At 65.2% G+C, this 25344-nt stretch carries 23 protein-coding genes; 4 read left to right on the top strand and 19 right to left on the bottom strand.

All coding sequences use genetic code 11. The features are described from left to right. Positions 1-121: 121 nt before the first annotated feature. The 11 genes from PX52LOC_RS06320 to PX52LOC_RS06370 all read right to left on the bottom strand — a co-directional run bounded on the left by PX52LOC_RS06320 (position 122) and on the right by PX52LOC_RS06370 (position 9735). Positions 122-859 carry an SDR family NAD(P)-dependent oxidoreductase gene (locus tag PX52LOC_RS06320; protein ID WP_149109286.1) on the bottom strand — a complete coding sequence of 246 codons (738 nt, stop codon included), beginning with the start codon at positions 857-859 and terminating at the stop codon, positions 122-124. Between the two features lie 177 nt (positions 860-1036). Beyond that, positions 1037-1786, bottom strand: a complete 750-nt coding sequence (locus PX52LOC_RS06325; protein WP_149109287.1) for a hypothetical protein — start codon at positions 1784-1786, stop codon at positions 1037-1039. Next, complete coding sequence (locus PX52LOC_RS06330) at positions 1786-2454, bottom strand: YdjY domain-containing protein (protein ID WP_149109288.1); 669 nt, start codon at positions 2452-2454, stop codon at positions 1786-1788. Before PX52LOC_RS06330 ends, PX52LOC_RS06325 begins: the two co-directional genes overlap by 1 nt. A gap of 192 nt (positions 2455-2646) precedes the next feature. Then, on the bottom strand, positions 2647-3015 hold the full coding sequence (locus PX52LOC_RS06335; RefSeq protein ID WP_149109289.1) for an EF-hand domain-containing protein: 369 nt from the start codon (positions 3013-3015) through the stop codon (positions 2647-2649). Between the two features lie 63 nt (positions 3016-3078). Then, complete coding sequence (gene aroA, locus PX52LOC_RS06340) at positions 3079-4341, bottom strand: 3-phosphoshikimate 1-carboxyvinyltransferase (protein ID WP_149109290.1); 1263 nt, start codon at positions 4339-4341, stop codon at positions 3079-3081. A gap of 8 nt (positions 4342-4349) precedes the next feature. After that, entirely contained in the window at positions 4350-5087 is a 738-nt protein-coding gene (gene truA / locus PX52LOC_RS06345; protein ID WP_149109291.1) for a tRNA pseudouridine(38-40) synthase TruA, read from the bottom strand. 108 nt (positions 5088-5195) lie between these two features. Beyond that, entirely contained in the window at positions 5196-6206 is a 1011-nt protein-coding gene (locus PX52LOC_RS06350) for an aspartate-semialdehyde dehydrogenase (RefSeq protein ID WP_218575417.1), read from the bottom strand. 173 nt (positions 6207-6379) lie between these two features. Next, positions 6380-7918, bottom strand: coding sequence for a tetratricopeptide repeat protein (locus PX52LOC_RS06355; protein WP_149109293.1), 1539 nt, complete (start codon positions 7916-7918; stop codon positions 6380-6382). A 44-nt stretch (positions 7919-7962) separates the two neighbouring features. Beyond that, positions 7963-8205 (bottom strand): hypothetical protein, encoded by a 243-nt coding sequence (locus PX52LOC_RS06360; RefSeq protein WP_168218837.1) that lies wholly within the window; start codon positions 8203-8205, stop codon positions 7963-7965. Further along, positions 8202-8759: a hypothetical protein gene (locus tag PX52LOC_RS06365; RefSeq protein ID WP_149109295.1), complete on the bottom strand. Its 558-nt coding sequence runs from the start codon at positions 8757-8759 to the stop codon at positions 8202-8204. Before PX52LOC_RS06365 ends, PX52LOC_RS06360 begins: the two co-directional genes overlap by 4 nt. Before the next feature lie 10 nt (positions 8760-8769). Then, the gene (locus PX52LOC_RS06370) at positions 8770-9735 is read right to left on the bottom strand and encodes a hypothetical protein (protein ID WP_149109296.1); all 966 of its coding nucleotides are present in this window, start codon (positions 9733-9735) and stop codon (positions 8770-8772) included. 53 nt (positions 9736-9788) lie between these two features. Here PX52LOC_RS06370 and PX52LOC_RS06375 point away from each other — a divergent pair, with 53 nt between their 5' ends. After that, positions 9789-10169 carry a hypothetical protein gene (locus tag PX52LOC_RS06375; RefSeq protein WP_149109297.1) on the top strand — a complete coding sequence of 127 codons (381 nt, stop codon included), beginning with the start codon at positions 9789-9791 and terminating at the stop codon, positions 10167-10169. 8 nt (positions 10170-10177) lie between these two features. On the opposite strand, the gene PX52LOC_RS06380 is transcribed toward PX52LOC_RS06375, so the two are convergent. From PX52LOC_RS06380 to PX52LOC_RS06400, 5 genes are all read right to left on the bottom strand, one after another. Then, complete coding sequence (locus tag PX52LOC_RS06380; RefSeq protein ID WP_168218838.1) at positions 10178-11506, bottom strand: glycosyltransferase family 87 protein; 1329 nt, start codon at positions 11504-11506, stop codon at positions 10178-10180. Positions 11507-11639: 133 nt separating this feature from the next. Beyond that, positions 11640-13070, bottom strand: a complete 1431-nt coding sequence (locus PX52LOC_RS06385; RefSeq protein WP_149109299.1) for an MATE family efflux transporter — start codon at positions 13068-13070, stop codon at positions 11640-11642. Between the two features lie 71 nt (positions 13071-13141). Then, positions 13142-14497 carry a hydroxysqualene dehydroxylase HpnE gene (hpnE, locus tag PX52LOC_RS06390; RefSeq protein ID WP_149109300.1) on the bottom strand — a complete coding sequence of 452 codons (1356 nt, stop codon included), beginning with the start codon at positions 14495-14497 and terminating at the stop codon, positions 13142-13144. Between the two features lie 324 nt (positions 14498-14821). Then, positions 14822-16042 carry a threonine synthase gene (locus PX52LOC_RS06395; protein ID WP_149109301.1) on the bottom strand — a complete coding sequence of 407 codons (1221 nt, stop codon included), beginning with the start codon at positions 16040-16042 and terminating at the stop codon, positions 14822-14824. Between the two features lie 30 nt (positions 16043-16072). Beyond that, a complete protein-coding gene (locus PX52LOC_RS06400; protein WP_149109302.1) occupies positions 16073-17557 on the bottom strand; it encodes a HEAT repeat domain-containing protein in 1485 nt (494 codons plus the stop codon). Positions 17558-17740: 183 nt separating this feature from the next. On the opposite strand from PX52LOC_RS06400, the gene lepA reads away from it, so the two are divergent. The 3 genes from lepA to PX52LOC_RS06415 all read left to right on the top strand — a co-directional run bounded on the left by lepA (position 17741) and on the right by PX52LOC_RS06415 (position 21654). Next, on the top strand, positions 17741-19543 hold the full coding sequence (lepA, locus tag PX52LOC_RS06405) for a translation elongation factor 4 (RefSeq protein WP_149109303.1): 1803 nt from the start codon (positions 17741-17743) through the stop codon (positions 19541-19543). Positions 19544-19587: 44 nt separating this feature from the next. Next, on the top strand, positions 19588-20019 hold the full coding sequence (locus PX52LOC_RS06410) for a hypothetical protein (protein WP_149109304.1): 432 nt from the start codon (positions 19588-19590) through the stop codon (positions 20017-20019). 111 nt (positions 20020-20130) lie between these two features. Next, a complete protein-coding gene (locus tag PX52LOC_RS06415) occupies positions 20131-21654 on the top strand; it encodes a S26 family signal peptidase (protein WP_149109305.1) in 1524 nt (507 codons plus the stop codon). A gap of 51 nt (positions 21655-21705) precedes the next feature. Here PX52LOC_RS06415 and PX52LOC_RS06420 read toward each other — a convergent pair whose 3' ends face one another. From PX52LOC_RS06420 to PX52LOC_RS06430, 3 genes are all read right to left on the bottom strand, one after another. Continuing rightward, entirely contained in the window at positions 21706-22962 is a 1257-nt protein-coding gene (locus PX52LOC_RS06420; protein ID WP_149109306.1) for a sialidase family protein, read from the bottom strand. A gap of 177 nt (positions 22963-23139) precedes the next feature. Continuing rightward, a complete protein-coding gene (locus tag PX52LOC_RS06425) occupies positions 23140-23997 on the bottom strand; it encodes a hypothetical protein (RefSeq protein WP_149109307.1) in 858 nt (285 codons plus the stop codon). Positions 23998-24132: 135 nt separating this feature from the next. Further along, entirely contained in the window at positions 24133-25341 is a 1209-nt protein-coding gene (locus tag PX52LOC_RS06430; RefSeq protein ID WP_149109308.1) for a DUF697 domain-containing protein, read from the bottom strand. Positions 25342-25344 lie beyond the last annotated feature (3 nt).

A 25344-nucleotide genomic window follows, 5' to 3' on the forward strand; every position in this document is an offset into this window, starting at 1 on the left:
CGGCGGATGCGTGCGAAGATTCGTCACCGCAAGTAAACCCTCGTACCGTTTCGTGTTGCGAAAAGGGGTTGGGAGTCGCGTCAGTTTGACGCGACTCCCAACCCCTTTTACTCGTCTCCAGTCACATCGTCCGGCCACCGTCCACGACCACGACTTGCCCGGTCATCAGACTCGTCTCCGCGGCCAAGAACAGCACCACGTCCGCGACATCTTCGGGCATCGCCGCCCGTTTGAGGGGTGCGTGTTCCAGGAACTTTTCGACGTGCGCTTCCCGCCCGGCCAGCCACCGCGTGAGGATCGGCCCCGGAGCGACGGCGTTCACCCGCACCTCCGGCCCGAACGCCCGTGCCAGGGATTGCGTCAGCGTGTTCACGGCCCCCTTGCTCGCACAGTACGGGATCGAACTCCCCTGCCCTGACAGCCCGGCGACGCTGGACACGGTGACGATGTTACCCTTCCGCTCCTTCAGCAACGGCATGGCGGCCCGGCAGCAGTAGAACGTGCCCTTCAGGTTCACCTGGAAAATCTCGTCCCAGACGGCGTCCGTGAGCGCGTCGAGGTTGTCGTGCGGCACGAAGTGCGTGGTGGCGGCGTTGTTCACCAGCACGTCCAGCCCGCCGAACGCTTCCTTCGTCCGGGCGACCATCTCGCGCACTTGGGCGTCGTCGCCGATGGTCGCTTTGTGGAGCAGCGCCGGCACGCCACAGGCTTCCACCTGCCGGGCAGTTTCCTGGGCGTCGGCTTCGGACTTCGAGTAGTTCACGGTGACGGCGTAGCCGAGCTTGGCGAAGCGAACCGCACACGCCCGTCCAACGCCAGTGGCGGACCCAGTAACGAGGGCGACTTTGCGAGGGGACATGAAAAGCTCCTGACATGGGAAGCGAAAGGCAGAATTGGCCACAGATGAACACGGATGAATCCGATCAAAGGCCAACTGCATTTCAGGGCGGCTCGCCCGGCTCAGGTCTTTGAAAGAAGGATTGCGGTCTTCGTTTTATCCGTGTTGATCCGTGTTCATCTGGGACCAATTTCTCGGTCACGGCCGCGCCGGCGGCACCAAGACCGGGGTCGTGGCGAACTCCGGAGCCGGCGGCGCCTTCAACTGCTCCGCGAACTCGAACGGGTCCGGCAGCAGAAGCCGCAAGAACGGGACCGTGATCGTCGGGGCGGGCATCAGCGTGTTCACGATGCGGTGCGTCGAAATCTCGGCTGTCGGGTCGTCCGTCGGTACGCGGTCGGGCAACTGCGTGGCCATCCGCGGCACGTCCACGGCCGTTGGTTCCGGCCGCGACGGGGCCTTCGCGGATGGGCCTTCCGGGAGTTTCGTGTCTTGCAACGGCATCTCGTTGCCCACGCCGACGGTAGCCGGGACGCCCTCGCGGGGCGGCGGCGGGACGGCCGACTTCCGCGGCGTCATCGGCAGCGGCGCGGCCGGGACGGTCGGCTTCTTGGTTGGCAACTCGCCGCGATCGACTTCCGAGACGCGCGGCCGTGGGGCTGTCACGCGCGACGGCTTCTCGGCCGGGAGCGCCGGCGTCAAGGCTTGCTCGACCTGTTTCCCGGCCGCGTCGTCGGGATAGCGGAACGGCTCAAGTTTCGGGGGAACCGGCTTCACCGCCTCCGGCGGCTGAACCTTCGGTTGCTCCTTCGGCGGCTCTGCCACGACCGGCACGGGAACCTCGGCCTTCGCCGCACCTTCGGCGGGCGGCGGGGGCGAAGGCGAGCAACCGGCGACGCCCACGGCGAACAGTCCGGCGGCGATCGAATGGAGAGAGCGTCGCGTCATTATTTCCCCGCCGCTTCGAGAACGAGTTTCACGGCCGTGCCTTCTTTCGGCAGCAGGTCCTTGTTCGTTTCGAGCTTGAGATACTTTTCTTCCTTCATGGTCAGACTGGATTGCAATACGGTTTCGTCCGTCACCGGGAAGATGGCGATGAGCGTGCCTGACAGGTCGGCCCCGTACTTCTTCTCCGGCTTGTCCGGCGACTCCTGCGACATGACACTGCCGGTGAACCGGAACTTCACGCTCTTCGGGAACGGCTTCTTCGTCTTCGGGTCAATGAGGAACTTGTCCGGCGTCAACTTCTTCGCCGGCCCGTCGCCGGCGGGAACTTCGATGGTGATCGTCACGTCGGGACCGGCCGATTCCGTGCCCTCGCCCTTCGCCGGCTTCCCGGGTTTGAGGCCGACTTCTTCCAGCGCCTTGTGAACGGCGCTCGGGTCGGCGTCGATGGTCACGACCGTCTCGTGGGCCTTCTTCCCCTTCGGGTGCGGCCACCCGGCGATGAGTTCGATGGGGTAAACTTCCGTCAGGTTCGCCAACTTCCGCGGCGCGATCTTGGCGTCGATGGTGACGCTCTTCTTCTCCTTGTCCACGGTGACGCCGGTCTTCTTGTCGTCGGCATGCAGGCCGGGGGAAAGGGCGAGGAACGTGAAGAGGAGAAGTCGTCGCATCGCAGGCGCTCCGCGCAGGTGGGTGCTGTTCAGAGTGTCAGTTGCGGGCAAGGGAGTCAACCGGGCGGGAGATTTTCTGACGAAGGGCGTTCACCGATTCAAGTAGAACCCGGAGCGGAAGCGACGGGGTGAAGGTATTTCACCCCGTCGCTTCCGCTCCGGGTTCCAAAGAGATTTAGAAGACGGCGACTGCTATTTCCCGGCCTTCTTCTTGAGGTCCGCGAGCGGCTCGAACTTCTCGTACTCTTCCTTGCTGATGTAGCCGTCCTTGTTGGTGTCGATCTTCTCGAACATCTTGTCCGGGTCCATCTTCTCGGCCACCTTCTTGCCCTTCTCGCCGGCTTTGTCGCCGAGGGCTTCCTTGAGCTTCTCCATGCCCTTCTTGTACTCTTCTTTCGACACCTTCCCGTCGCCGTCGGCGTCGAGTTTCTCGAACATCTTGCCCTTGTCGAGCCCGCCGAGTTTGCCCTTGCCCTTCTCGGGCTTCGGGTCGTCGGCGAACGTGCCGGCCACGCTCAGGCCGAAGGTAAACGCGGCGATCAGAACGATTTTGCGAAGCATGGGAACACCGTGTCGGGCTGTCGAGAGGAAATCTACTCAACTAACCCGGACGGGCGGAAAAGGTTACGCAGGGCCGCGGAGTTTTTCGAGGTCGTGCCAGAAGCCGGGGTAGGTCTTCGCCACGCAGCCGGGGTTGCGGATGACGACGCCGGGAACCTTCAGCCCGACGAGCGCGAGGCTCATGGCCATGCGGTGGTCGTTGTAGGTGTCCACGGCACAGCCGGTCAACGGCCGCGGGTGAATGGTGAGTCCGTCGTCGCGCTCTTCGACTTCCGCGCCGAGCTTGCGCAGTTCCGTGGCGACGGCGGCGATGCGGTCGGTTTCCTTGTGCCGGATGTGGGCGACGTTGCGGATCGTGGTCGGCCCGTCGGCGAACAGGGCGACGACGGCCAGTGTCATCACCGTGTCGCTGATGGCGTTCATGTCGATGTCGATGCCGCGGAGGGTTCGACCCGTTGGGTCGAACGCTAACCGGATGCCGTCGGGAGTGTGCTCGACGATGCAGCCCATTTGTTCGAGGGCTTCGACGAACTTCACGTCGCCTTGCAGCATGTCTCGCCTCATGCCGCGGACGGCGATATCGCCGCCGAGGATGGCGGGAATCGCGAAGAAGTATGATGCGGCCGAGGCGTCCGGTTCGATGGCGTACCGGGGGGCATGTCGGCCCCACTGGCGGAGCATGTGCTGCGTCATCTCGATGTACGGCTCCGACACCACCGGGCCATCGGTTTGCACCGCAATCGGATGGTCGGCGAAAGGAACGGCCATCATCAGGCCGCTCAAGAACTGACTGCTCAGTCCGGCCCGGATACGAACGGTGTCGCCTGCCAGACCAGTCGTGGTAATCGTCACCGGCGGGCAACCGTTGCCGGCATCGCTGACCGCGTCCACGCCGAGTTGTTGCAGGGCATCGAGCAAGTCACGAATCGGCCGTTCGCGCATCCGCGGGATGCCGTCGAGCCGATAACGGCCATGACCGAGTGCGACCATCGCCGTGACGAACCGCATCGTTGTGCCGGAGTTTGCCACGAACAACTCGGCCGATTCGGCGGGAATGATTCGCCCGGACGTGTTCGCGTGAACGGTGACGGTCGGCCAGTCGGCGTCCACGCGAAAGCCGAGCCGCGTCAGACAGTCCACCATCACTTCCGTGTCTTCGCTCCGCAAGGCCCCTGTGAGTTCACACGGCCCCGACCGACTCGCGAGAGCCGCCAGCACCATCGCCCGATTCGTGATGCTCTTGCTGCCGGGGACGCTGACGGTCGCGTGCGGCGACTTCGTCATCGGCACGATCGGCAGTTCGGCGGGGTAGGTGAACTCGGACATTGTGCCTCTCAATACGTCACGCGCACCAGGAACAAGCCCTGCGGCGGAGCGGTCGGGCCGGCCTCGCGGCGGTCCATGCCTTCCAGCACGTCGCGCATCTTTTCCTCCGGCCAGTAATTGTGGCCGATCAGGTAGAGCGTGCCGGTGATCGCCCGCACCATGTTGTACAGAAAGCCGTCGGCTTCCACTTCGACCCAGGCACAGTCGTCGTGCCGCGTGACCGCGATGTGCTTGATCGTTCGCACGCTGCTGAGGCGGTTCGGCCACTGCGTCTCGAAACACCGGAAGTCATGCCGGCCGAGTAAGCACTGCGCGGCCCGGTGCATCCGCTCCGTGTCCACGCGACGCCGCGGTTGCCAGGCGTACCGCCGCTGGAATGGGTCGGGGATGCGGGTGTCGTTGATGACGTAGCGGTACAGTTTCTTCACCGCGTCGCGGTTCGCGTCGAAGGCTTGCCCGGCCTCCTCGCAACTCGTGACGGCCACGTCGTCCGGCAGCTTCGCGTTCACCGCCTTCACCAACGTCGCGCCGTCGAGTCGGGTGCCCGTGTAGAAGTTGAACACCTGCCCGATGGCGTGAACCCCGGCGTCGGTGCGGCCACTGCAATTCGCCCGGACGCGCGTTTCCTGTGTGATGCTCTGGATCGCTTGCTCGACGGTCTGCTGCACGGTGCGAACGCCGGGCTGCGTCTGCCAGCCGCAGAATTCCGTGCCGTCGTACCGGACGATCATCTTGAGGTTGCGCATAGGAAATGCATTTTCACCACAGAGGGCACAGAGAACACCGAGTCAAAAGAAGGATTAAAACTCTGCTTCTCTTCTCTGTGTTCTCTGTGCCCTCTGTGGCGAAAATTCTTACTTCACGATTCCACGGCGGACCAACTCTTCCGCGCACTGCACGGCGTTGCTGGCCGCGCCTTTGCGGAGGTTGTCGGCGACGAGCCAGAGGTTCAGCGCGTTGGGGTTGGACGGGTCGAGTCGCACGCGACCGACGAAGGTGTGATCGCTGCCGGTCGCGTGGATCGGCTGCGGGAACTCGCCCTTGGCCTCGTCCATCAGCACGACGCCGGGGGCCGACGCGAGGGCTGCTTTCGCTTCAGCCACGCTGACGGGGCGGTCGAACTCGATGTTCACCGCCTCGCTGTGGGCGATCTTCACCGGCACCCGAACGCACGTCGGGCTGACGCCGAGGGCCGTGTCGCCGAGGATCTTCTTCGTCTCGTTGACGACCTTGTTCTCTTCCTCGGTGTACCCGTTCGGGTCGAGAGTCCAGTCGAGAGTGATGACGTTCCCCGCAAGTTGGGCGCGGTGCGAGGTCGGAGCCGGGACGGGTTTGCCGGTGGCGAATGCGGTCAATTGGCTCTCGAAGTCGGCGAGGCCCTTCGCGCCCTTGCCGGAGGATGATTGGTAGGTACAGACGATGATCCGCTTCACCTTCGCGAGAGCCATCAGTGGCTTGACGGCGACCGTCAGTGGGATGGCAACGCAATTCGGGTTGGCGACGATGCCCTTCTTCGCGTTGTGCAGTTCCTCGGGGTTCACCTCGGGGACCACCAGCGGGCAATCGGGGTCCATCCGCCACGCGGACGAGTTATCGACGACGATCGCTCCGGCCTTCGCGGCGATGGGCGAGAACTCCTTGCTGACGCCCGACGGCGTGGAACTGAGGACGATTTGCACGTCCTTGAACGCGGCCGCGTTGATCGGCTCGACCGTGTACGGTTTGCCCGCGAACTCGACGGTTTTCCCGGCCGACTTCTCGGACGCCAGGAACTTGATCGTTTTCACCGGGAATTGACGCTCCGTCAGCACTCGCCGAATCAGATCGCCCACCGCCCCGGTCGCCCCGACCACCGCCACGTTCACTGCCACGGAAGTACCCTCTGAGAGAAAGAGACAACTGGTATTTTCACGAGTCAGGGGGAAGTGACAAGTGGCGGGGCGAATGGGTTCGGAGCGTCTTTGGAACCCCGAGCGGAAGCGACGGGGTGTTGCGCAACACCCCGTCGCTTCCGCTCGGGGTTCCAAAAGCATCGAAATTACTTCACGTCCCGGTACGGCTGCCCGGCTTGATACAGTTTTAGTCGCGATTCATACTCCGGCTTCTCGTCCGGCGGGACCATGTCGATCACCTTCTGCTGCCACTTGATCGCGTCGTCGAACCGGCCGGCCTCGGCGTAAGCGGCGGCCAGCGTGTCGAGGAAACCGGGGTAGCGGTGGTCGGTGAGTTCGCACGCCCGGATCGCGTCGGTGGTGGCCTTCGTGCCGTCGCGAAGTTCGTCCATCGGGCAGGTGGACCGCAGCCACGCGAGGTAGTTCAGCGTGTTCGCGTCGTCGGGGTCGATCTCGCGGGCCTTTTCGTGATCGGCAATCGCGGCCGCGTAGTCGCCGAGGCCGTAGTGTGCGGCGGCGCGGAGGTTGTACGCCGCGTCGAAGTTCTCGCGCAGTTCGATCGCCTTCGTCGCATCGGCGATGACGGCCGGCCAGTTCTCGGAGCGCCGGTGGGCCGAGGCGCGGGCGGCGTAAGCTCGGGCGTTCGTCGGCTTCTTCTCGATGGCCGTCGTGAAGTCCGCGACCGCCCGCTCCGGGTCGAGCATCTCCATGTGGGCGTAGCCGCGCTGGATGTACGCCGTCGCGTCGGCCGGGTCGAGTTCGATCGCCTTCGCGAAGTCGGCCAGGGCGTTTTCCCAGTCCTTGCCCCGCGCGTACGACAGGCCACGGTTGTACACGGCCCCCACGTCGGTCGGTTCACGGCGGACAGCCTCGGTGAAGTCCGCGACGGCCTTCGCCTGCTCGCCGAGTTCCGCGTGAGCGATGCCGCGGAGGTTGTACGCCCGCTGCTCGTCGGGGTCGTGCCGGATCACCCAGGAATAATCCTCGACGGCCTTGCGGTACTCGCCGCGCTCGCTCCACATCCGGGCGCGGTGCCAGAACGCTTCCGGCGACCGGCCGTTCAGCCGCAGGGCCGTGCTCAGGTCGGCGAGGGCTTCGTCGGTCTGTTCCAGGTTCTCGTGGCAGAGGGCGCGGTAGATGTACGACCGGGCGTGCTGCGGGTGCAGGCGGATGGCGGCCGTGTAATCCTCGACGGCCTTCTCGTTATCGCCCTTGGTGCTGTGGGCGTTCGCCCGGTTGAAATAAACGCGGAACGCCTTCGGGTCGATCTCCAGGGCGGCGGTATAGTCGGCGAGCGCGAGGTCGAAGTCCCCCTTGCGGCTGTACGCGGCCCCGCGGCCGTTGAGCGGGTCGATGTCCTGCGGGTTCAGCCGGATGGCTTCGGTGAAGTCGGCGATGGCCTCGTCGAACTTGTGAAGGTCCACGTGGGCCGTGCCGCGGTTATGGTAGGCGGCGTGCAGGTCGGGCTGGAGGTTGATGGCCTGCTCGAAGTCCTCGACGGCCCGCTCCAGTTGGCCGACGGCCGCGTGGGCGTTGCCGCGGTGGTAGTAGAGGTCGGCGTCGGTCGGGTCGAGGTCGATCGCGCCGGTGAAGGCTTCGACGGCCTTCGCGTACTCCTGGCGGCGGGCGTAGCGGTGGCCGCGCTGGGTCAGTTGGGCCACGTCGGGCGGTTGGTGTGGGTCCATGTGGGGATTATACCCGATGGTTCGCGGTGAAGCCGAGAGTGACGCTAACTGTTGTCCGTCGGGGCGTCGTCACTCGTCGTCGCGGCTTCGCTGCTGCCGGTTTCGCCAGCGTCGGTTGGGCTTTCCCACAAATCCTCGACCCAATCGGGGGCGGCCGAATCGCTGTCGTAGCTCTCGCCGAGTTCCCAGCCGGCAACGTCGGGGAAGGTGTCGGCCACCGTTTCCAGTTGGTCCATCGTCAACTCTTCGACCTTCTGCCGTGGATCGAGGCCGGTCTTTTCGATCACCCTGTCCGCGGCCTTCGGCCCCGCTTCCGGCGGCAGTTGTTGCCGGAGGGCGTCTTCAAGCGTGTGGTTCGGGTACTCGTTGCGAAGGTAGTCCACCATCGCGACGCGGCCGGATTCCTCGTCCGAGAAGATCGCGTACTCGCCGTCACAGCCGGACGCGCCGTACACCGCGACAGGCGGTCGTTGCAACGGATGTACCCGGGGTTGTTGTTCCGCCAGCCGACGGACCCGCCGACGCGGGCGTTGTTGCCGTAGGCGACGTACTGCTCGCCGCCGCCGTGCCGCCCGACCTTCGGCTTCACCGGCGGAGGGTTGTATTTGTCGATGAAATCGCGCTCGATCTGCCAGGCGTGTTCCAGCGTGCGGGCCTGCCGCGCCCGGCGGGAGGCGTCCCGGGCCGCGTCCGCCCCGGCGGTGTCCCCGGCGTTCCGGCAGCGGTCGCCGAAGGCGTCGATGCGGTCGGCCACGTCCTCGACGGTTTCGCCGTCGGTGGTGGCCGTCGTTTGAGGTTGGCCGCCGAAGAGCCAGTTGAGCAACCATCGGAAGAAGCCCATGATTCTCTCCTTACAGTCCGTCTTCCCGCCGGTGGCCGAAGTAGTCGCTCGCCCAGCGGTGCAGTGCCGGCTTGCGACTGCTCCACTCCCAACAGCCGGCCGGGCCGATCCGCACGTCGGCGGCCGGGTCGAAGCCGAAGGCGGCCAACTCCTGGTTGCGGAGGACGTACCGACGGTCGGCCGTTTCGCCGTGCCACAGGTGCAGGACTGTGCCCGGCACGCAGCCGAGTTTCGCTCGCACGTCGCGGTACTGTCGTTTGGCCCAGGCGGCGAAGAACTCGCGGTGACGGTTGTTGCTGCCAATAATGCGCTGAACGCACGGCGATGTCCAGTCCCCACAGAGGGCGTGGGCCATCATGTGGTCGCCACTGCCGGCGATGCAGGCGTCGTACAGGCCGTGCGCGTCCAGCCACTCGCGGCGGGCCGCCCACGCGAACCCGGTGTGCCCGTGCGCCGCGAAGTCGCCCTTGAGCAACTGATGCGGACGCTTCCGGTAGACCGCGGCGAAGCTCTCCCAGATGTCGCCCTCGCCGGTGTAACTCGCGTGGTCCCGCGGCAGCCGGACGGCCCGGTCGAAGAGTTGCACCACCGGGAACTCGTCGAGTAGTCTCACGGCCTCGGCCGCCCAGTCGGGGCGTTCGAAGAGAATGTCGCCGTCGAGCCACGCGACCTTCCGGCACTCCCGCGGCAATCGGGCAACGGCCGCGTTCAACAGCCGCTCCTTCTGCCACATCAGGTCGCGGGCACGCACTTGCCACACGTTCGGCGATGGGGGCAACTCGAACGCCGCGTCTCCGAAGGCACACTCGATGGTGACGAGATTCAGCCCACTAACTTCGATCCGCTCGCGGAAGTGGTCGTAGTTCTGTCGCTTCGTGCGGTAGCCGTGCGAATTGAAGTACGTGGTGAGCAGCGTCAAGCCGTCAGCACGGTCGTACTTCGGGGCGGCGGAGATGGCGGGGGGCGTGCTGGGCATCCCCGACAGGAGTAGCGACAGGGTGCTACAATTTCCACCCAGGGGGCCGTCGCATGACCTGCTTCGTCGAGTTCCACGCGGCCGGGTTCTGGTGCCGGGGCGAAGTGCTTCGCGTCTGGATCGCCGAGATGCTCGCCGCCGGGAAGAAGTACCCCAACCCGCCGCCGTGGCTGCCGACCGCCCTCGGCTACTGGGACGCGATCCGTTCCGCAGCGAAGTACGGCCGGGCCGACCTGCGGTTCGAGGTGAACGTCACGAACCAGCAACAACAGAACGAGTGCATCCAGTTCTTGGAAACGGTCGGTCGGCGGAAGCTCGACCCGATCGTGCAGCGGGCGAACACGCTGGCGATCTCGCTCGTCCGCGGCGACCTCGCTGGCATGGCCCCAACGGTGCTGGAGTACTGGTCGAACGAGGAATGGCTGGGGAATTGAACCGGAATTTACGCCGCCCGTCGCAACGGCATTTCGACCGCCACTACTGGCACTTTCGCCTTCCGACGCAACTGTACGGCCGCGAACGTCAGCAGCGTCAGCGACGCGAGTAGGCCGAGGCCACTACTGCGCAGCACGTCGAAGACGCTCCCCGGAAAGAGCGGCGCGGCCGACGCGAGACCCCAGACGACCAGCACTGCGAACGTCCCGCGGGCCGGCACGAGACGGCCGGGTCGTTCCGCCACACCCTTGAGCCAGACGCCGCAGGCGAGTGGCAGCGAGAAGGCGTAGTAGTGCATGTGGCTCACCGGCGTCAGGTGCAGCATCAGCACGCACAGCGAGCCGAGCAAGAGCAGGCCGTTCGCCGGCGTGTCGTCCATCTTCCGTGCGGCGAAGATTAAGCCGAGCGTGAGCAGGCCGCCGACGAGCCAGTGGGCGAGCCGCGTTTCCGGGGCGGCCGCGCGGGGCCGCGTCGCCGGGTCCGGGTGCAAGAGGTTGTGAATCGCCGCCTGGAACGATTGACTATCGGTGGACGTGGCGTTCGTCAGTTCCTCCGCCCGCGTCTGGTCGCCGCTGCCGGTGGTGCCGGGTTGAAGCACGGCCGTAAGCATCTGCCGGTTCAGTTCGACCATCCCCGGCACGCCCCAGACCGTCGCCGGGATAACCCCGAGGCCGACGATGAGAGCCGCGATTGTTCCCGCCACACCGCGGGCGTCACGCTTCAGCAGGAAGTACAGGCCGAGGAACGCCGGGATCACCTTCACGCAGATCGCGGCCCCCAGCCAGAGGCCGGCCGTGAACCGCTTGCCGCGAACGTGCGCGGCGAACAGCCCGGCAACCATCGCGACGACGAACAGGTTCACCTGCCCGCGGGCGAGGGTGTACCCGATCGCGCCGATCGCCACCGTGAATGGCCCCGTCCGGCCGGTCCACCAGCGACGTGTACCGACGGGTTCCTCGGGCAAGATTGCACCGGCGAACCGGGTGAGCGCGAACCAGACGCACGCCACGCTGAAGGCGTACCAGACGCCGACCGACACCGCGAACGGCAGGTAGCCGACGCGCGGCTCTCCCGCAGGCGGGTCGGCGAATGGTGTCATGAGCACCGCAAACGCCGGCGGGTAGCAGTAGTGCCAGCCGCGGTCGTCGGCGACGGCGTACAGGTCTTGCCCCGCCCGCACCGACCACCCGGCCCGCGCGTACACGCCGAAGTCGGTCCGCCGTTCTTGCTGAAACGCCGAGCGAATTTCGACCACCGCGCCGAAGGCGACGAGGCTGAACGCAATCAGCCCGAGGGCAGCTCGTTCCCAGCGGAGGAGGTGGGTGAATAGAGTCACGGAGTTTCTTTCCGGTTCGTGGTCAGTAGTCATCGACCACCGAACCGGAAAATACACAGCAGAATCGGGCGGCTGCTGCGGAAGAGTATAAACTTGACAAGTTGGCGAGTCTGCGCGACCTTTTTCGACCGACTTATACCACCTCTGGCTCGATCACCCGCATCGCCTTCCACTTCCCGGTGTTGAACCGCCACCAGAAGCACCCGGCCATCACGGCGATGTAAAAGGTCGCAAACCCCCACGCCAGGTAGACGCTACCACCGAAGTACACCACCAGGAACGTCGGGATGACCATGCACGGCCAAGCCAGGGCGAACGTCAACAGCGACACGAACCGCGTGTCGCCGGCCCCGCGGAGAGCGAACGAATAGGTGACGTTGAACGTGTCGGCCAGCGAGTACGTGGCTACGCACAGCAGGAGCGTCGGCACGATGGCGGCCACCGCCGGCCAGCCGACCGCCTGTTCGGTGCCGGGGTCTGGCTCGAACGGCGTCATCAAGGCGTGCGGGAACACGACGTAACACGCCCCCACGATGGCCGCGTAGGCCGCCGCCCACCGCATGCCGAGGATGGTGGAGCGTTCCGCGAGGTCGGGCCGATTCTCACCGAGCCGCTGACCGACGAGGATGGCAATGGCCTGGCCCATGCCCATCATCGGCAGGAAGCCGAAGAGGTTCAGCGTGAACGTCAGGCTCGTCGCCGTCTGTTCCGCCGGCCCGAGTCGGCCGACGAAGAGCGTGAAGAGCGTGAACGAGATCGCGTCGAGCGCCCACTGCAAGCCGGCCGGCCCGCCAAACTTCAACAACCGCCCCGAAAGCTCTCGCTCCGGCCGCCAGTTGAGCGAATCGAACTCCGCGCAGTACCGCTTGCGGGCGAAGAGGGCGACCGCGAGCAGGGCCGAGGCCCACGCGCCGACCGTCGCCGCCCACCCCGCACCGGCGATGCCCATTTCCGGGAACCCGCCGCGGCCGAAGATGACGAGGTAGTCCAGGCCGATGTGGAAGATCGTGCCGACGGCGTTGACGAGCAGCACGGTCCAGCTGTCGCCGCGGCCGGAGAAGAACCCCGTCACGGCCGCGACGATCCCCATCGGCATGGCCGCGGCGCAAAGCGTGCGGAAGTACGTCGATTCCAGCGCCTGCATGTGGGGTTCGTGCCCCGCCAGTTCGAACACGGCCGGGGCGAGCGGCCACAGTAACCAGAACAGTATCCCGGCGGCGAGGGCGAGGTGAATGCCGTGCCACACGGCCGGCCCGACACGGTGCGGGCGGTTCGCCCCGGTGTACTGGGCAACGAACGTGGACACGTACCCGGCCGTGCCCTGGACGAACGCGAACACGAACCAGAACACCATCGCGGCCGGCATCGACGCGCCCATCGCGTCCGGGTGGTACCAACTGAGGAAGACGCGGTCGACGGTGAACTGAATCGTCGTGAAACTGTTGGCCAGAATCAGGGGGAGGGCGAGTTTCAGCAATTCGCGAGAGCCGCCGGGCGTGTCGACAGGCAGGGCGGCTCCGGCGGACTCAGCGGCGAGAGGAGTGGCCGTGACGTCCGTTCCCATTCATCGACTCCTGCCGTGCGCGTTCGAGTGGCGTCCCGGTATGATACGCCGCCGCGGGGAAATGTTCGGGATTACGCCAAATCCGGCCGCACGAGTGCTTCCGGTCGGCCGTCGGCCGCGAGGATCGCTTCGGCCGCAAGGTAGCCACTGCGGACGGCCCCTTCCATCGTCGCGGGCCAGCCGGTTTGCGTCCAATCGCCGGCGAGGAACAGGTTTGGCGCCGGCGTCGCCTGCGGCGGCCGGAAGGCATCGACGCCGGGCACGGCACTGAAGGTGGCCGTGTGCTCGGTGACGACCTTCGCGCGGAGCAACTTCGCGTCCGACGGGTACAGCCGCCGCAGTTCGGCGACGATCTCCTCCTGAACCTTCTCGCGGCCCTGCGACTTCAACGGCCGCGACGCGCTCACAACGACTTGCACGTAACCGCCGCCGCGGTTGAACACCCATTGCCCCAGGCAATCGACCAACACGACGTGCGGCAACGGCGTGAGGTCGCGGTCAAACCAGAGGTGAACGCTGGTGATCGGCGACGGCGTAAGGTTCGCGATGCGCGCGAAAAAGGGCTGCACGGCAATCTCGGGTGGCAACAGATCAAGGACGCGGTCGAAGGGAACCGTCAGCAAGACACGATTCCCGCCGATCGTCCCTCCATCCCGAAGGGTGACGCCCGAAAGCCCACCCGTCGCCGCGACGGGTGGGCTTTGACTCTCACCCATCAGCAAACTCTTCACGCCGCAATTCTCGCGCACCTCCACATCGTGCGACTTCAGCCACGCTCGCAGTTCGTCCCCGTACAGCCGCCCCAAAGGCACGCGCGGCAACTGCACCGTGAACCCGTCGCGGTGGCCCATGAAGCCGTCCACGAACACCTTCCGTGCGTACTTCAGCCCGACGCGGTCCACGGTTTCGTTCAGCGCGCTCGTCAGCACGATGCCCCAGAAGCGGTCGATCGTCCGGGCGTTCTGTCGGTGAGCGTGCAGCCACGGCAACAGCGGCGGGTCGGCGTCCGGGGACGTTCGCCGCAATTGCAACAAGCCCCAGCCGATCCGAAGTTTGTCCGTCTCGCTGAGGTAGTGTGCCCCCGCAAGTGCCCGCCCCAGGTGAAACGGGGCCGGCCACGGGTCGGCCCGAAACAGGCTCACGCGGCGGTCCGGCGTCTGGAACCAGAGCGTCCGCTGAGGTTCGAGGAAGTGCTCGATGCCGAGCGTCCGGCAGAAGTGGGCGAAGTTCGTGCAGCAACCCATGCTGACGTGCTGGCAGGCATCGACGAGTTGCCCGGTCGCCGGGTCACTAAACGACGACGCCCGCCCGCCGAGCCGCGGCCGGGATTCGAGGACCGTGACGCGATAGCCCCGCGGGGCGAGGGCCGTGGCCGCCGCCAACCCCGCGAGGCCGCCGCCGACGATGAGGATGGAAGGAGAAGTCACGCGACGATTGTAGGGAACGACCGATGTGAGGAACTACTTGCCGTTCGGCGGAAGTTCCCGCCAGCGGGTGGCGGGCAGCGTGAGAGGAGGCGTCGGCACGTCCTCCGACGGCGGAGTGTTCGACCTCCGCTTTCGTAGGAGCCAAATTCCGAGTGCGAGAAAACCAATCTCAAAGGGAGCCGTCTGACCGACGAAGATTGGGAGATAGGTCTTGGTGATGTCGTCACTCAGAATCCAGGCGCACACCAGCCACACAGGACCACCCAGCCCGAGCAAGAGAAATACCATCCCATACCCGCGTGCTGACATGTCGGAATCCTCGCTCTATGCACCGATCTTATCCCAGTCGATCCGCTCTTTCTCCAACAGTGGCAACTCGGCCGGTAGGGCTTCCAGGTACTTCGTCGCGGCTCCGGTGTTGAAGACCACCACGGTTTCGCTCGGCTTCACGTCGCCGTTCACGATCAGCTTCTCCAGCACGTCGAAGCAAACCGCGGTCTCGGGGCAGATCGAAATGCCCTCGCGGGAACTCGCACGCTTCATCCACGGGGCGATGGCGGTTTCCGCACCGGCGACCGCGGTGCCGCCGCTGGCTCGGATTGCGTCGAGGATGAGAAAGTCGGCGACCGCCACCGGCACGCGCAAGCCGCTCGCCGCCGTTGCCGCGTTCGGGAAGAGTTCGGCGAAGCGTTCGCCCTTGTCGAAGGCCGTCACGATCGGGGCACACCCCTCGGCCTGACAGGAGATCAACCGCGGCATCTTGTCGGACTTCAGCCAGCCGAGTTCGCGGAGTTCCTGGAACGCCTTCCACATGCCGATGAGGCCGGTGCCGCCGCCGGTCGGGTACAGGATCACGTCGGGCAGTTTCCAGCCGAACTGCTCCGCGAGTTCCAGGCCCATCGTCTTCTTGCCTTCGAGGCGGTACGGCTCCTTCAGCGTGGACAGGTCGAACCAGCCCATCGGCTCGGTGCCGTCTTTCACGATCTTGCCACAGTCGTTGATGAGGCCGTTGACGCGGAACGCCTTCGCCCCGTACAGGTGCGGCTCGAAATGGCTCACAACCGGCGTGTCCTGCGGCATGAACACGAAACACTCCAGTCCCGCCCGTGCCGCGTAGGCCGCCGCCCCGCCGCCCGCGTTCCCGGCTGTGGGGAGGGCGACGCGCTTCACGCCGAGCCACTTCGCCATGCTGACGGCCGCCGTCATCCCGCGACTTTTGAAACTGCCGGTGGGGAGTTGCGATTCGTCCTTCACGAACAGGTTCGGCAGGCCGAGTTCCCCGCCGAGGCGGTCACACTTCAGCAGTGGCGTCATCCCCTCGCCTAGCGTGACGGGTTCCACATCGAGCGGTAGTGGCAGCAGTTCGCGGTAACGCCACAGCGTCGGCGGCCGCGTCGCGATGTCGGTGGGGGTGACAACCTTCCGCACGGCGGCGAGGTCGTACCGGACGACGATCGGCTTGCCGGCGTGGAGGTTGTAGATTCGGCCGAATTCGAGGCGCGTGCCGTCGATGGCCCCTTCGAGGTGCGAGACAAAGTGTGTCATCGAGTCTTTATAGGACCGCGAACTGTCCGCCTACCACGGCTTCTTCACCGTCTGAACGCGGCTCGGCGGCGGGCCGGTCTTCGTCATGCCGATCGGGGGGGGCGTTTCCGGTAAGCCGGGGATCGGCAGGCCGGGGGTGGGGGAGGTCGAGGAGTTCATGCTGCGGGCCGTCGCCCACTGGAAGACCTTCTTCACGACCTCGCCGGCCATCTTGCTGGTGACGGCCATGCGATCGGCGGAGAGGCCCATGTCGAAACCGAGGTGTTGCTGGAGAACCTTCGCCACGGTCAGCGCGATCTCGCGGTTCGACGCCCGGCCGAGGCCGCGGAGCACGTCGAGCGCGTCCGGGTCGCTGGGGTTGGCGATCAGCATGGCTTCCGCCCCGAGCAGCCGAATCGGGCCGGGCTGATCGGAGTTCGTCATTCGGTCGAGCATGTCGGCCGTCAGCAGGTGGTACGAACGCAGCAGGTGGGCCAGTTCCACCCGCAGGCCGGCCGGGGTGTGCGGGTCAATCACCTGTTGCGACAGGTTACACACGAGGTCGTAGTCGATGGCGACCCGGAGCGTGGCGGCGTAGTGCTCGACGAGCGTTCGCGTCGAGCGGTGGCCGAGGTGGTCCGGCTCGTTCGCCCACGCGGTCAGGTCGCAGATCGCGACGGCCGGCAGTTTCCCGGCGGAGCCGGGCAATCCGCCGTCGCCGGCGAACCGGCCGTCGGCCAGATAGCCCCGCAAGTGTTCGCGGACGAACACCCACCGGTGGCCGGTGTCGCCCATCGCTGCGCGGATCGCCGCGAGTCGGACGTGGCCGTCGGGGTCCCTCAGGAAATGGGCGAGCTCCATCACGGTCGGGGGGTCGGTTACGGAGCTGAGGGCCGTCACCGCCACCGCACGGACCTCCGGGTCGGTCATCTGCTGGGCCTTGTGCAGCACGACGGCGATCTCCGCCGGCCGCCAGACCTTCCGATTTTCGAGCGCGGCAAACGCGGCCATCCGCACTTCCGGCCGGGCGTCGTTGAACAGGCCGAAGATCGGCGAGGCGTCGCGGGCGACGGCGTCGCGGAGGGCGACAACTTCCGGCACGCGGTGCATCATCGTCGGGTCGGTCGGCCACTGTCGGCGGTGGCGGATGCGCGAGCAGAGCAGCTTCGCCCGCCGCCGGGCTTCCGCCCCGGTCCGCTGCAAGTCGTGGCAGAAGACCAGGAATACCGCCCCGAGCAAGAGCGCCCCACGGGCGAACGCGGCCGGGGGTTCGTTCAGGTCCTTGGTGTGGAACCAGCACCAGCCGAGGCCCATCAAATAGAGCAGGATCACCGACCCACTGACCGGCGGCTTCCAGGCCACGCCGCTGCGCCAGAACAGCAACATGCCGAGGAATTCGGCGGCCGCACCCGCGGCGAGCAGGCGGGAGTCGTAGCGGTAGGCGAGGGTGCCAAGGATGAGGGCCGGGCCGAGCAGGAGGGCGAAGCTCAGGAGGCGGGCGGCCGGCGAGGCGGCGGATTGTCGGGATTCGCGCATGGCAGCCGGCCGTAAGGTGGGGACTGGCCCAAGCCTAGAAGAAGATGCGGGGCCGGTCAAGGAAGATGGGTAAAATAGTCGCCGGCGCACGGTCGGGAGGCAAAGGAGTGCGCCTACCCCTATTTCCCGGCGCTGATAAGCTACACTGGTACGCCACCGCTCACGGACCCCGAGCCACACACCATGCCGACGCCGACCCGCCTGATTCGTAACTTCTGCATCATCGCCCACATTGACCACGGGAAGAGCACCCTCGCGGACCAGTTCCTGCTGAAATCCGGGGCGGTTAGCCAGCGGGACATCAAGGCCCAGACACTCGACAGCATGGACCTCGAGCGCGAGCGCGGCATCACCATCCGCATGCACCCGGTCACGATCTTCTTCGACCACAAGGGCGAGAAGTTCGAACTCAACCTCATCGACACGCCCGGCCACGTCGACTTCAACTACGAAGTCTCCCGCTCCCTCGCCGCGTGCGAAGGGGCGATCCTGCTCGTGGACGCCTTCCAAGGCGTGCAGGCACAGACAGTCGCGAACGGCTTTCTCGCGATGGAAGCGCAACTGAAACTCGTGCCGACGCTCAACAAGATCGACCTGCCGCACGCCCGGCCGGAGTTCGTCATCGGTGAAATGGAACAGGCGATGCTCGTCGAAGACCCCGACGAGGTGATGAAAGTCTCCGCGCGAGCCGGCCTCGGTATCGAAGAGTTGATGGGGGCCGTCATCGACCGCGTGCCCGCCCCGAGTGGTGCCCCGGCCGAGCCGTTGAAGGCGCTGATCTACAATAGCCACTTCGACACGTACAAGGGCGTCGTCGTCTACATCCGCATGATCGACGGCAACCTGAAGCCGGGGCAGCGAATCAAGCTCATGCGGGCCGGCCGCGAATACGTGGTCACGGAAATGGGCCAGTTCCGCCCGGAGCCGACGAAGATCGACGAGTTGGGGGCGGGTCAGGTCGGGTACTTCACGGCGAACATCAAGACCATCGACGACGTGGGCATCGGCGACACCGTCACCGACGCCTTCAACCCGACGGCCGAGCCGTTGGCGGGGTACAAGGAGCCGAAGCCGATGGTCTACTCCGGGCTGTACCCGGTAAACAACAACGAGTTCGAAGACCTCCGCGAAGCCTTGCAAAAGCTGAAGCTCAACGACTCCAGTTTCTCCTACGTGCCGGAAGTGTCCGACGGCCTCGGCTTCGGCTTCCGCTGCGGCTTCCTGGGGATGCTCCACCGCGAGATCATCCAGCAGCGGCTCGAACGCGATTCCGAACTGAATCTCGTGCAGACCGCCCCGAACGTGACCTACGAGATCAAGAAACAGAACGGCGAAGTCGTGCAGGTTCACGGCCCGCAAGACGTGCCCGACGGCGGCGGCATTGACGAGTTCCGCGAGCCGATCGTGAAGATCAGCTTCCTCATTCCGTCGACCAACATCGGCGGCCTGATGACGATGTGTACCGAGCGCCGCGGGACGTTCGTCCGCACGGAGTACCTCAGCCCGCAGCGCGTGATCTTGGTGTTCGAGATGCCGCTCGCGGAAGTCATCTACGACCTGTACGACAAGCTGAAGTCGTTCACCCACGGCTACGGCACGATGGACTACGAAGTCGTCGGCTACCGAGCCGCCGACCTGGTGCGGATGGACATTCTCGTCCACGGCAACCGCGTCGACGCGCTGTCGATCATCGTCCACCGGTCGAACGCCGACCGCCGCGGCCGCAAGGTGTTAGAACGGCTCCGCAAGGAGATCAGTCGGCACATGTTCGAGGTGGCCCTGCAAGCCGCCATCGGCGGCAAGATCATCGCCCGCGAAACGATCGCCGCGATGAAGAAGGACGTGACCGCCAAGTGCTACGGCGGCGACATCAGCCGCAAGCGGAAGCTGTGGAACAAGCAGGCCGAGGGCAAGAAGCGGATGAAGGCGATCGGCCAAGTCGAAGTGCCGCAGGAAGCGTTCCTCGCGGTACTGGAGGACGATTAAGTTTAGCTGCGATCCGGAGGCTTTGCGGAGCGTAGAACGGAGACATGATGCTCGTCGACGGCCTTCCAATCCCGGAGCGATTGCTGGCCGCGGTGGATGCAGGGAAGTGGCCGCGCGACCCGCAAGGGATCACGAAACTGAACGTGTCCGCAGAGCGCGTCCGCCAACTAGCCGCTGAAGAATCGGCGATTTACCCTTACCCACCATCTTTGTTCCGAACGGTGGCCCGAATTGTGTCAGGCCCGGGGGAGTACTTTTACACAAAGTTCGGTGCGCTCGATCAGATTGTTCCGGAACTGACGGTTCAGATCGGCGATTTTGGCATCGGTGCCGATTCGACGATTTTGCTCGATTACCGACTGCATCGCCTCGATCCGCGGGTACTGCGACTGTGGTGGCCGGGTGATCGAAAGCCGAACCAGTGGGTCGTGATGGCAAAAGATTTCGCAGCTTTCGCCGATGGGCTAGATTTGTGACAACCCGATTTTGAGTTTGATGATCTAGAAGATATCAGTGACGCTCCACGGCCCGCGCTCTGCTCCGCAAAGCCTCCGCGTCGCGGCTAAACAATAACGGGCCCGCCTTTCGTGGATCAACCCGCCACTACCGCCGAGCCTCTACCGCCCGCCGCGGACGTCCCGCCGCCGGCCGTAGTTCCGCCCGCGCCGGTAGCGCGGTACGAGTCGCCCGGCGACGCCCTGCGGGTCGTCGTCACGGTCGTCATTCTCGTCGTCTGCATCTTCCTGTTCATCCGCACGTTCGCTGTCGAGCCGTTCGGCGTGCCGACCGGCAGCATGGCCCCGGCCCTCGTCGGCAACCACCGCGAGACACTTTGCCCCCGCTGCGGCTACCCCGTCGTCATCGGCGAGCCGAGCAACGGCGACCGCTCGCCCGACGCCACCTGCCCCAACTGCGGCAAACACGGCATCGACCTATCGCCGACGTGGGAAATCCCCGGCGACCGCCTGATGGTCGACAAAAACGTCTTTAACGTCCGCTCGCCGCGGCGGTGGGAAGTGGCCGTCTTCCGGTGCCCGGTGGACCTGTCAAAGCCCTACGTGAAGCGGATGATCGGCCTGCCGGGGGAGGCGGTGCAATTGATCGGCGGCGACGTGTTCATCAACGGCCAACTCCAGCGGAAAACGCTGGCCCACCTGCGAGAGATGCGGGTGCCGGTGTTCGACCTCGCGTTCGCCCCGCTCGCCACGTGGCAGCCGCGGTGGCACGTCGAACCCGTGGCCGACGACCCGAACTTCCCGGCCGCCGCCAACGACACGCCCTCGAAGCCGGTGGACGAAACCATCCTCCGCACCGACGGCCTCGTGCTGGACGCCAGCGGCAAGCGGCCGAGCCTCGGGCTGACGTACCGCCACTGGAACCTCGACGACAAGCAAGAGGGGCCCATCACCGACTGGCTCGCGTACAACGCCAGCCAGCGGCGGCGACCTGCCCCGGTCCACGACTTTCTCTTCACCTGCGACCTCGAAGTGACGGCCGGCAGCGGCCGGTTCGCATGCCGCCTCGGGGACGGCCTCGACTCGGTGCGGGCCGAGTTCCCCATCGGGGCGGCCGCGGGCGAGGGGGTGCAACTGGCCGCCGACCGCGGCGGCACACCGCCCTTGCAATCAGGCTTCAAGTTGGAAGTGGGGAAGACCTACCGCCTAGAGTTCGCGTTCGTAGACCGCCGGGCGATGCTCGCCATCGACGGCGTCGAACCGTTCGGCCCCCTCGACCTGCCCGCCCCGCCGGACGTGTACCCGCAGCGTGGCCAGGTCACGCGGCCGCTGCAACTCGGCGTCCGCGGCGTGGCCGTTGCGGTGCGGAACGTGAAGCTCTGGCGGGACATCCACTACCGCGGCGACGGCGGCGACGAAGTGAACGGCACGAAGACGCCGTACCAACTGGCGGCCGACGAGTTCTTCGTGCTGGGCGACAATAGCGCCAACTCGCACGACAGCCGGGCGTGGAAGATCCCCGGCGTGCCGGAGCGGGACTTCATCGGCAAGCCGTTCCTGATCCACCAGCCCCTGAAGGCCGGCCACGTGACCGTCAACGGCGGCGCGAAGGCGTTCCAGACCGTGGACTGGGACCGCCTCCGGTGGGTGCGGTGACGAACGCCCAACTTTGTTGATCGATCACGACAAGCCGCCCTTCCGGCGGCTTCACTTTTTTGCCCCGAGCGGACGACTGATGAGCATCCGGAGCTTCGATTTGGGGTCGATCACGTTCCCCTTCAGGACGTCCGCTTCCGTAAAGCGGGCCAACAGGACTTCGCCGTCGGTGGCGCGGTTTCGGTCGTAAGAGATGTAGATCGTCCCGTCGGGGGATTGAACCCCATCCGGGTACGAGACGCCCTTGCGGTCGTCGAGAATGAGGCCGCCCGTCCACGTTTTACCATCGTCCTCCGAGAGCCAGGCGCTCAACTTCACCCGCCCCTGGTGGGCACCCACGGCGTCGCCGTGCTTGACCAACAACAGGCGTCCCGAGGCCAGGCGGCGGACGTGGAACCGTGCGTTCGGCTGGCCAACTCCCGACACCTCCGTCGGTGCCGCCCACGTTTTCCCACCGTCCGTTGAGGTGCTTTGCATGATGCCCTTCGCGTTCCGTGCCAGCATCCAGAGGGTGCCGTCCTTGCGCTCGACGAACATGTGCTCGTGCCAGTCCGGGTTCGGAAACTGGACCGCGCCGCGGCGCTCCCACGTCACCCCCTTGTCCCTGGACACGAACGCATGGGCACCGCGGAGCGGGTCCAGTTCCGGAAACGCCCCCTTAAACGGTCCGAATCCGGGGTTCTGATTGAGCGAGAGCGGAAGCAACCATTCACCGCTGCTCAGAACGGTTGGCTTATTCAAGGCGACGCCGTGCCAGATGCGGCGCGGCGCGGACCATTTCGGATGCTCGTCGTCCGGATTCTCGCACACGGCCGACCAGACGCCGGCGCGGCCGTCGAACATGTCCATGGATTGATCGAAAAACAGCCAGAGCCGGCCTTGCGGGTCAGTCCAGAGGTTGCCGACCAGAATGCTGCGATCCACCGGCAATGTTTTCGAGTGGGCGTCCACCACGAGCCGCGGCTTCGACCACGTTTCTCCGTTGTCATCGCTCGTCGCCAGAACGAAAAATGCTTTCGGGCTGTCCCCCCCGGCGACCCAGCACGCCCACAACCGACCCTTCGGCGTCCGCTCCATGCCGATGGTCATGCCGTAATCCAATCGGTCAGCGTCGTATTGAGGCAGCGGCGAAGTGTTGATTTTCGGGGGAATCAGCGCCAGGTCGGCGATGCGGCGCATCACTTCGCGTTCGTAGTCGCGCACCGCCTCGGGAGTCATCTTGGCAAACCGAGCCTCAGCCTTCTCGCCTGTGTCCTGAGCGAAGAGAGGGGCGGGCAGGACCAACAACAGAATAACAGCGATCCGCATGATCGGCGTCCCGGAAGTTCTTCGGTGGAATAATGCTTCATTTGCGATGCCGTGTTAGGGGGTTCGGCCAAGCCCCACCCCTAACGCAGCAGACCCGTGGCGAACAGGAGTCCGATCACGAAAACCCTTCGTGCTCCGCCGGTCTGTCGCAGCACTTGGTTCGGCTTGCTCGTGCGATCAGTTATTTTTTTCGTATTCGGTCATCTTGGATTTCGTTAAATTTGCAGCCTGCTTCGCCTCAAGGAGCAATTTTGCCGACTTTTGGAAATGGTCGTTTGACGAATCGCAATTGTCTTTGGCGTTTTTGAAGGCTTCCGTGTGGACAAGTTTTTCCATCCCCGGTCGCTTCATATAAGTTCGGAGGGGCTCCAGGTAGATTTTTGACTGTTCCATCGCTTCTTTGAGGAAATTTTCAAAATCTGTCAACTGTTTCATGAGTTGGAGGAATTCTTCTTCCATTGGGACAAAAGTCGAGCGATTGAATTTTTGCTTCATCGCCGGTTCAACCTTCTTTTCTCGAAGGTTTTTGAATTTCACCGCGAGGTCGGGGAGTGCAAGGGGCATATTTTGCACTTTCTTCATCACGTTATTGGAATAGAGCCTGTTCATCTCTGCCAACTTGGCTTCCCAATCCTTGATCTTCTGCTCGGTCATTTCAGTTTGTTTTTTCTTGTCTTCGAGCTCTGTGACGACAGCGCGTGCGACCTCAACGAGGCCCGAGACTCGATCGAGCGCCGTGTTGAGAACGTCCGCCTTGTTTTTTTCGTTCTTCTTTTGCAACTCATCCTTCAGGTCCACCCCCGCCTTGACGAACGCCTGCACTTTCCCTTTCAGTTGGTCGAAAAGTTTTCGCGCCTGCGGCGGGTCTGGTTTTCCCACGGCGGTGTCGAGTTGGTCGAAAAGCTCGCCGATCGACTTCCGGTGCATGGTGTAAAGCTTGATCCGGTCGGTTACCGCCATCTTGGGGATCTCGACGTCGTTCTTCTTGAGCAGCTCTTTCGCTGCCTTCCAGTTTGCTTGAAAGTCCAGGCCCATGATCTGACCCTCGAATGAAAATACCAAACATTGGGTATCCGCCCGCTGAGGGTATAGCCGTGATCGACGGGTTGCAAGAAAATTTCGGGGGGAATCGCTTCCAGCCAGCCTTTCGATTTCGAGACACCGGAGGCACTACTGCAACGGCCGCAAAGCTCGTGCTGTCAGGCGGCCGAGGCGGTACATCAGCGAGCCGTTGACGACGCCGTCGGCCACGCCACCGGTGACTTTTTGGGCCGCCTTGCCGAACAGGGCTGTCAACCAACTCGCGTGCCCTTGGAGGGCGTCGAACAGGTGGTGGGCACCCTCTTGAGTGAGATCGTCGGCCTGACTGGCCGCCGCGGTGTTCAGCAGGACCGTACCGACGATCCGCACGGTATCGACACGATTGGCCCGCACGTTGTAGACGGCGCACAGGTCGCCGACGAGTTCCACGGCCAGCGCGGTGACGATCACCGCATCGACCGAGCCGCGGGGCGAAACGGCCGTCAGTTTCCCGGCCGACAGGGCCGCACGGCGGATGCGGCGGGCGGCCACCTCGTCGAGCAGGCCGAGGAAGTGCCGGTCGAACTCGCGGACCCAGTCGGCCTTGGTCTGGTTCGCTCGCAGCAGATTTTCCCGCATTTTGGTCAGCCGGGCTACCTCGTCCGCCGTCGCACCGCACAGCACCAACTTTCGCTCGAACGGGGCCGTGCCGAGAGGGTAGGTCGCCAGGATCGGCCGGAGGCGGTCGTAAACGACTTCGTAGGCGTGACGGGCGTGGGCGGCCCGCGTCAGTTGCCGGGCGGACAGTTCGTACAGGGCGTCGGTCTGGAAGGCCGGGGTGGTCTGCAACCGCACGTACAAGAGGATGAGCCGAACGCCGGCGATCACGAACGCGAGAACCACGATCCCGCCGCCGACCAGGGCGATGGTCCGGGCGGGTTCCGGCAGGGCCGACACCTGCGAGACGAACAACGATGCTTGTGCGATGACGAACAGCGTCAGGGCCGAGCCGAGCAGCACGGCCGCCCACCGCAGCCCGGCCGAATCGAGCCACCGCGCCCAGAACGGCGGGGCCGGTTCGAGCGTGGCCAGGAACTCTTCCAGCCGTTGCTGCTCGCGCTCGCCCTCTCGGGCGAGCAGGGTGCCGTCGGCCAGCGGGATGGAGTTCGAAGTGTCGATCCGCTGGGCCGGCAAGCCGACGGCCTCGCCTTGCGGCACTTCGCCGTCGCCGTCTCCTTCCTCGGGCGGTTCCTCGACAATGACGGGCGGGGTCTTAACAGCTTCCGGCCGCATCGGCGGTGCCAACGGCACACCGTCGTCGTCGTCATCGACGTACGTGGGAATTGATCGACCGGCCATCTC

The sequence above is a fragment of the Limnoglobus roseus genome (genome assembly GCF_008254045.1).
In the GTDB taxonomy this organism is placed as follows: Bacteria; Planctomycetota; Planctomycetia; order Gemmatales; family Gemmataceae; genus Limnoglobus; species Limnoglobus roseus.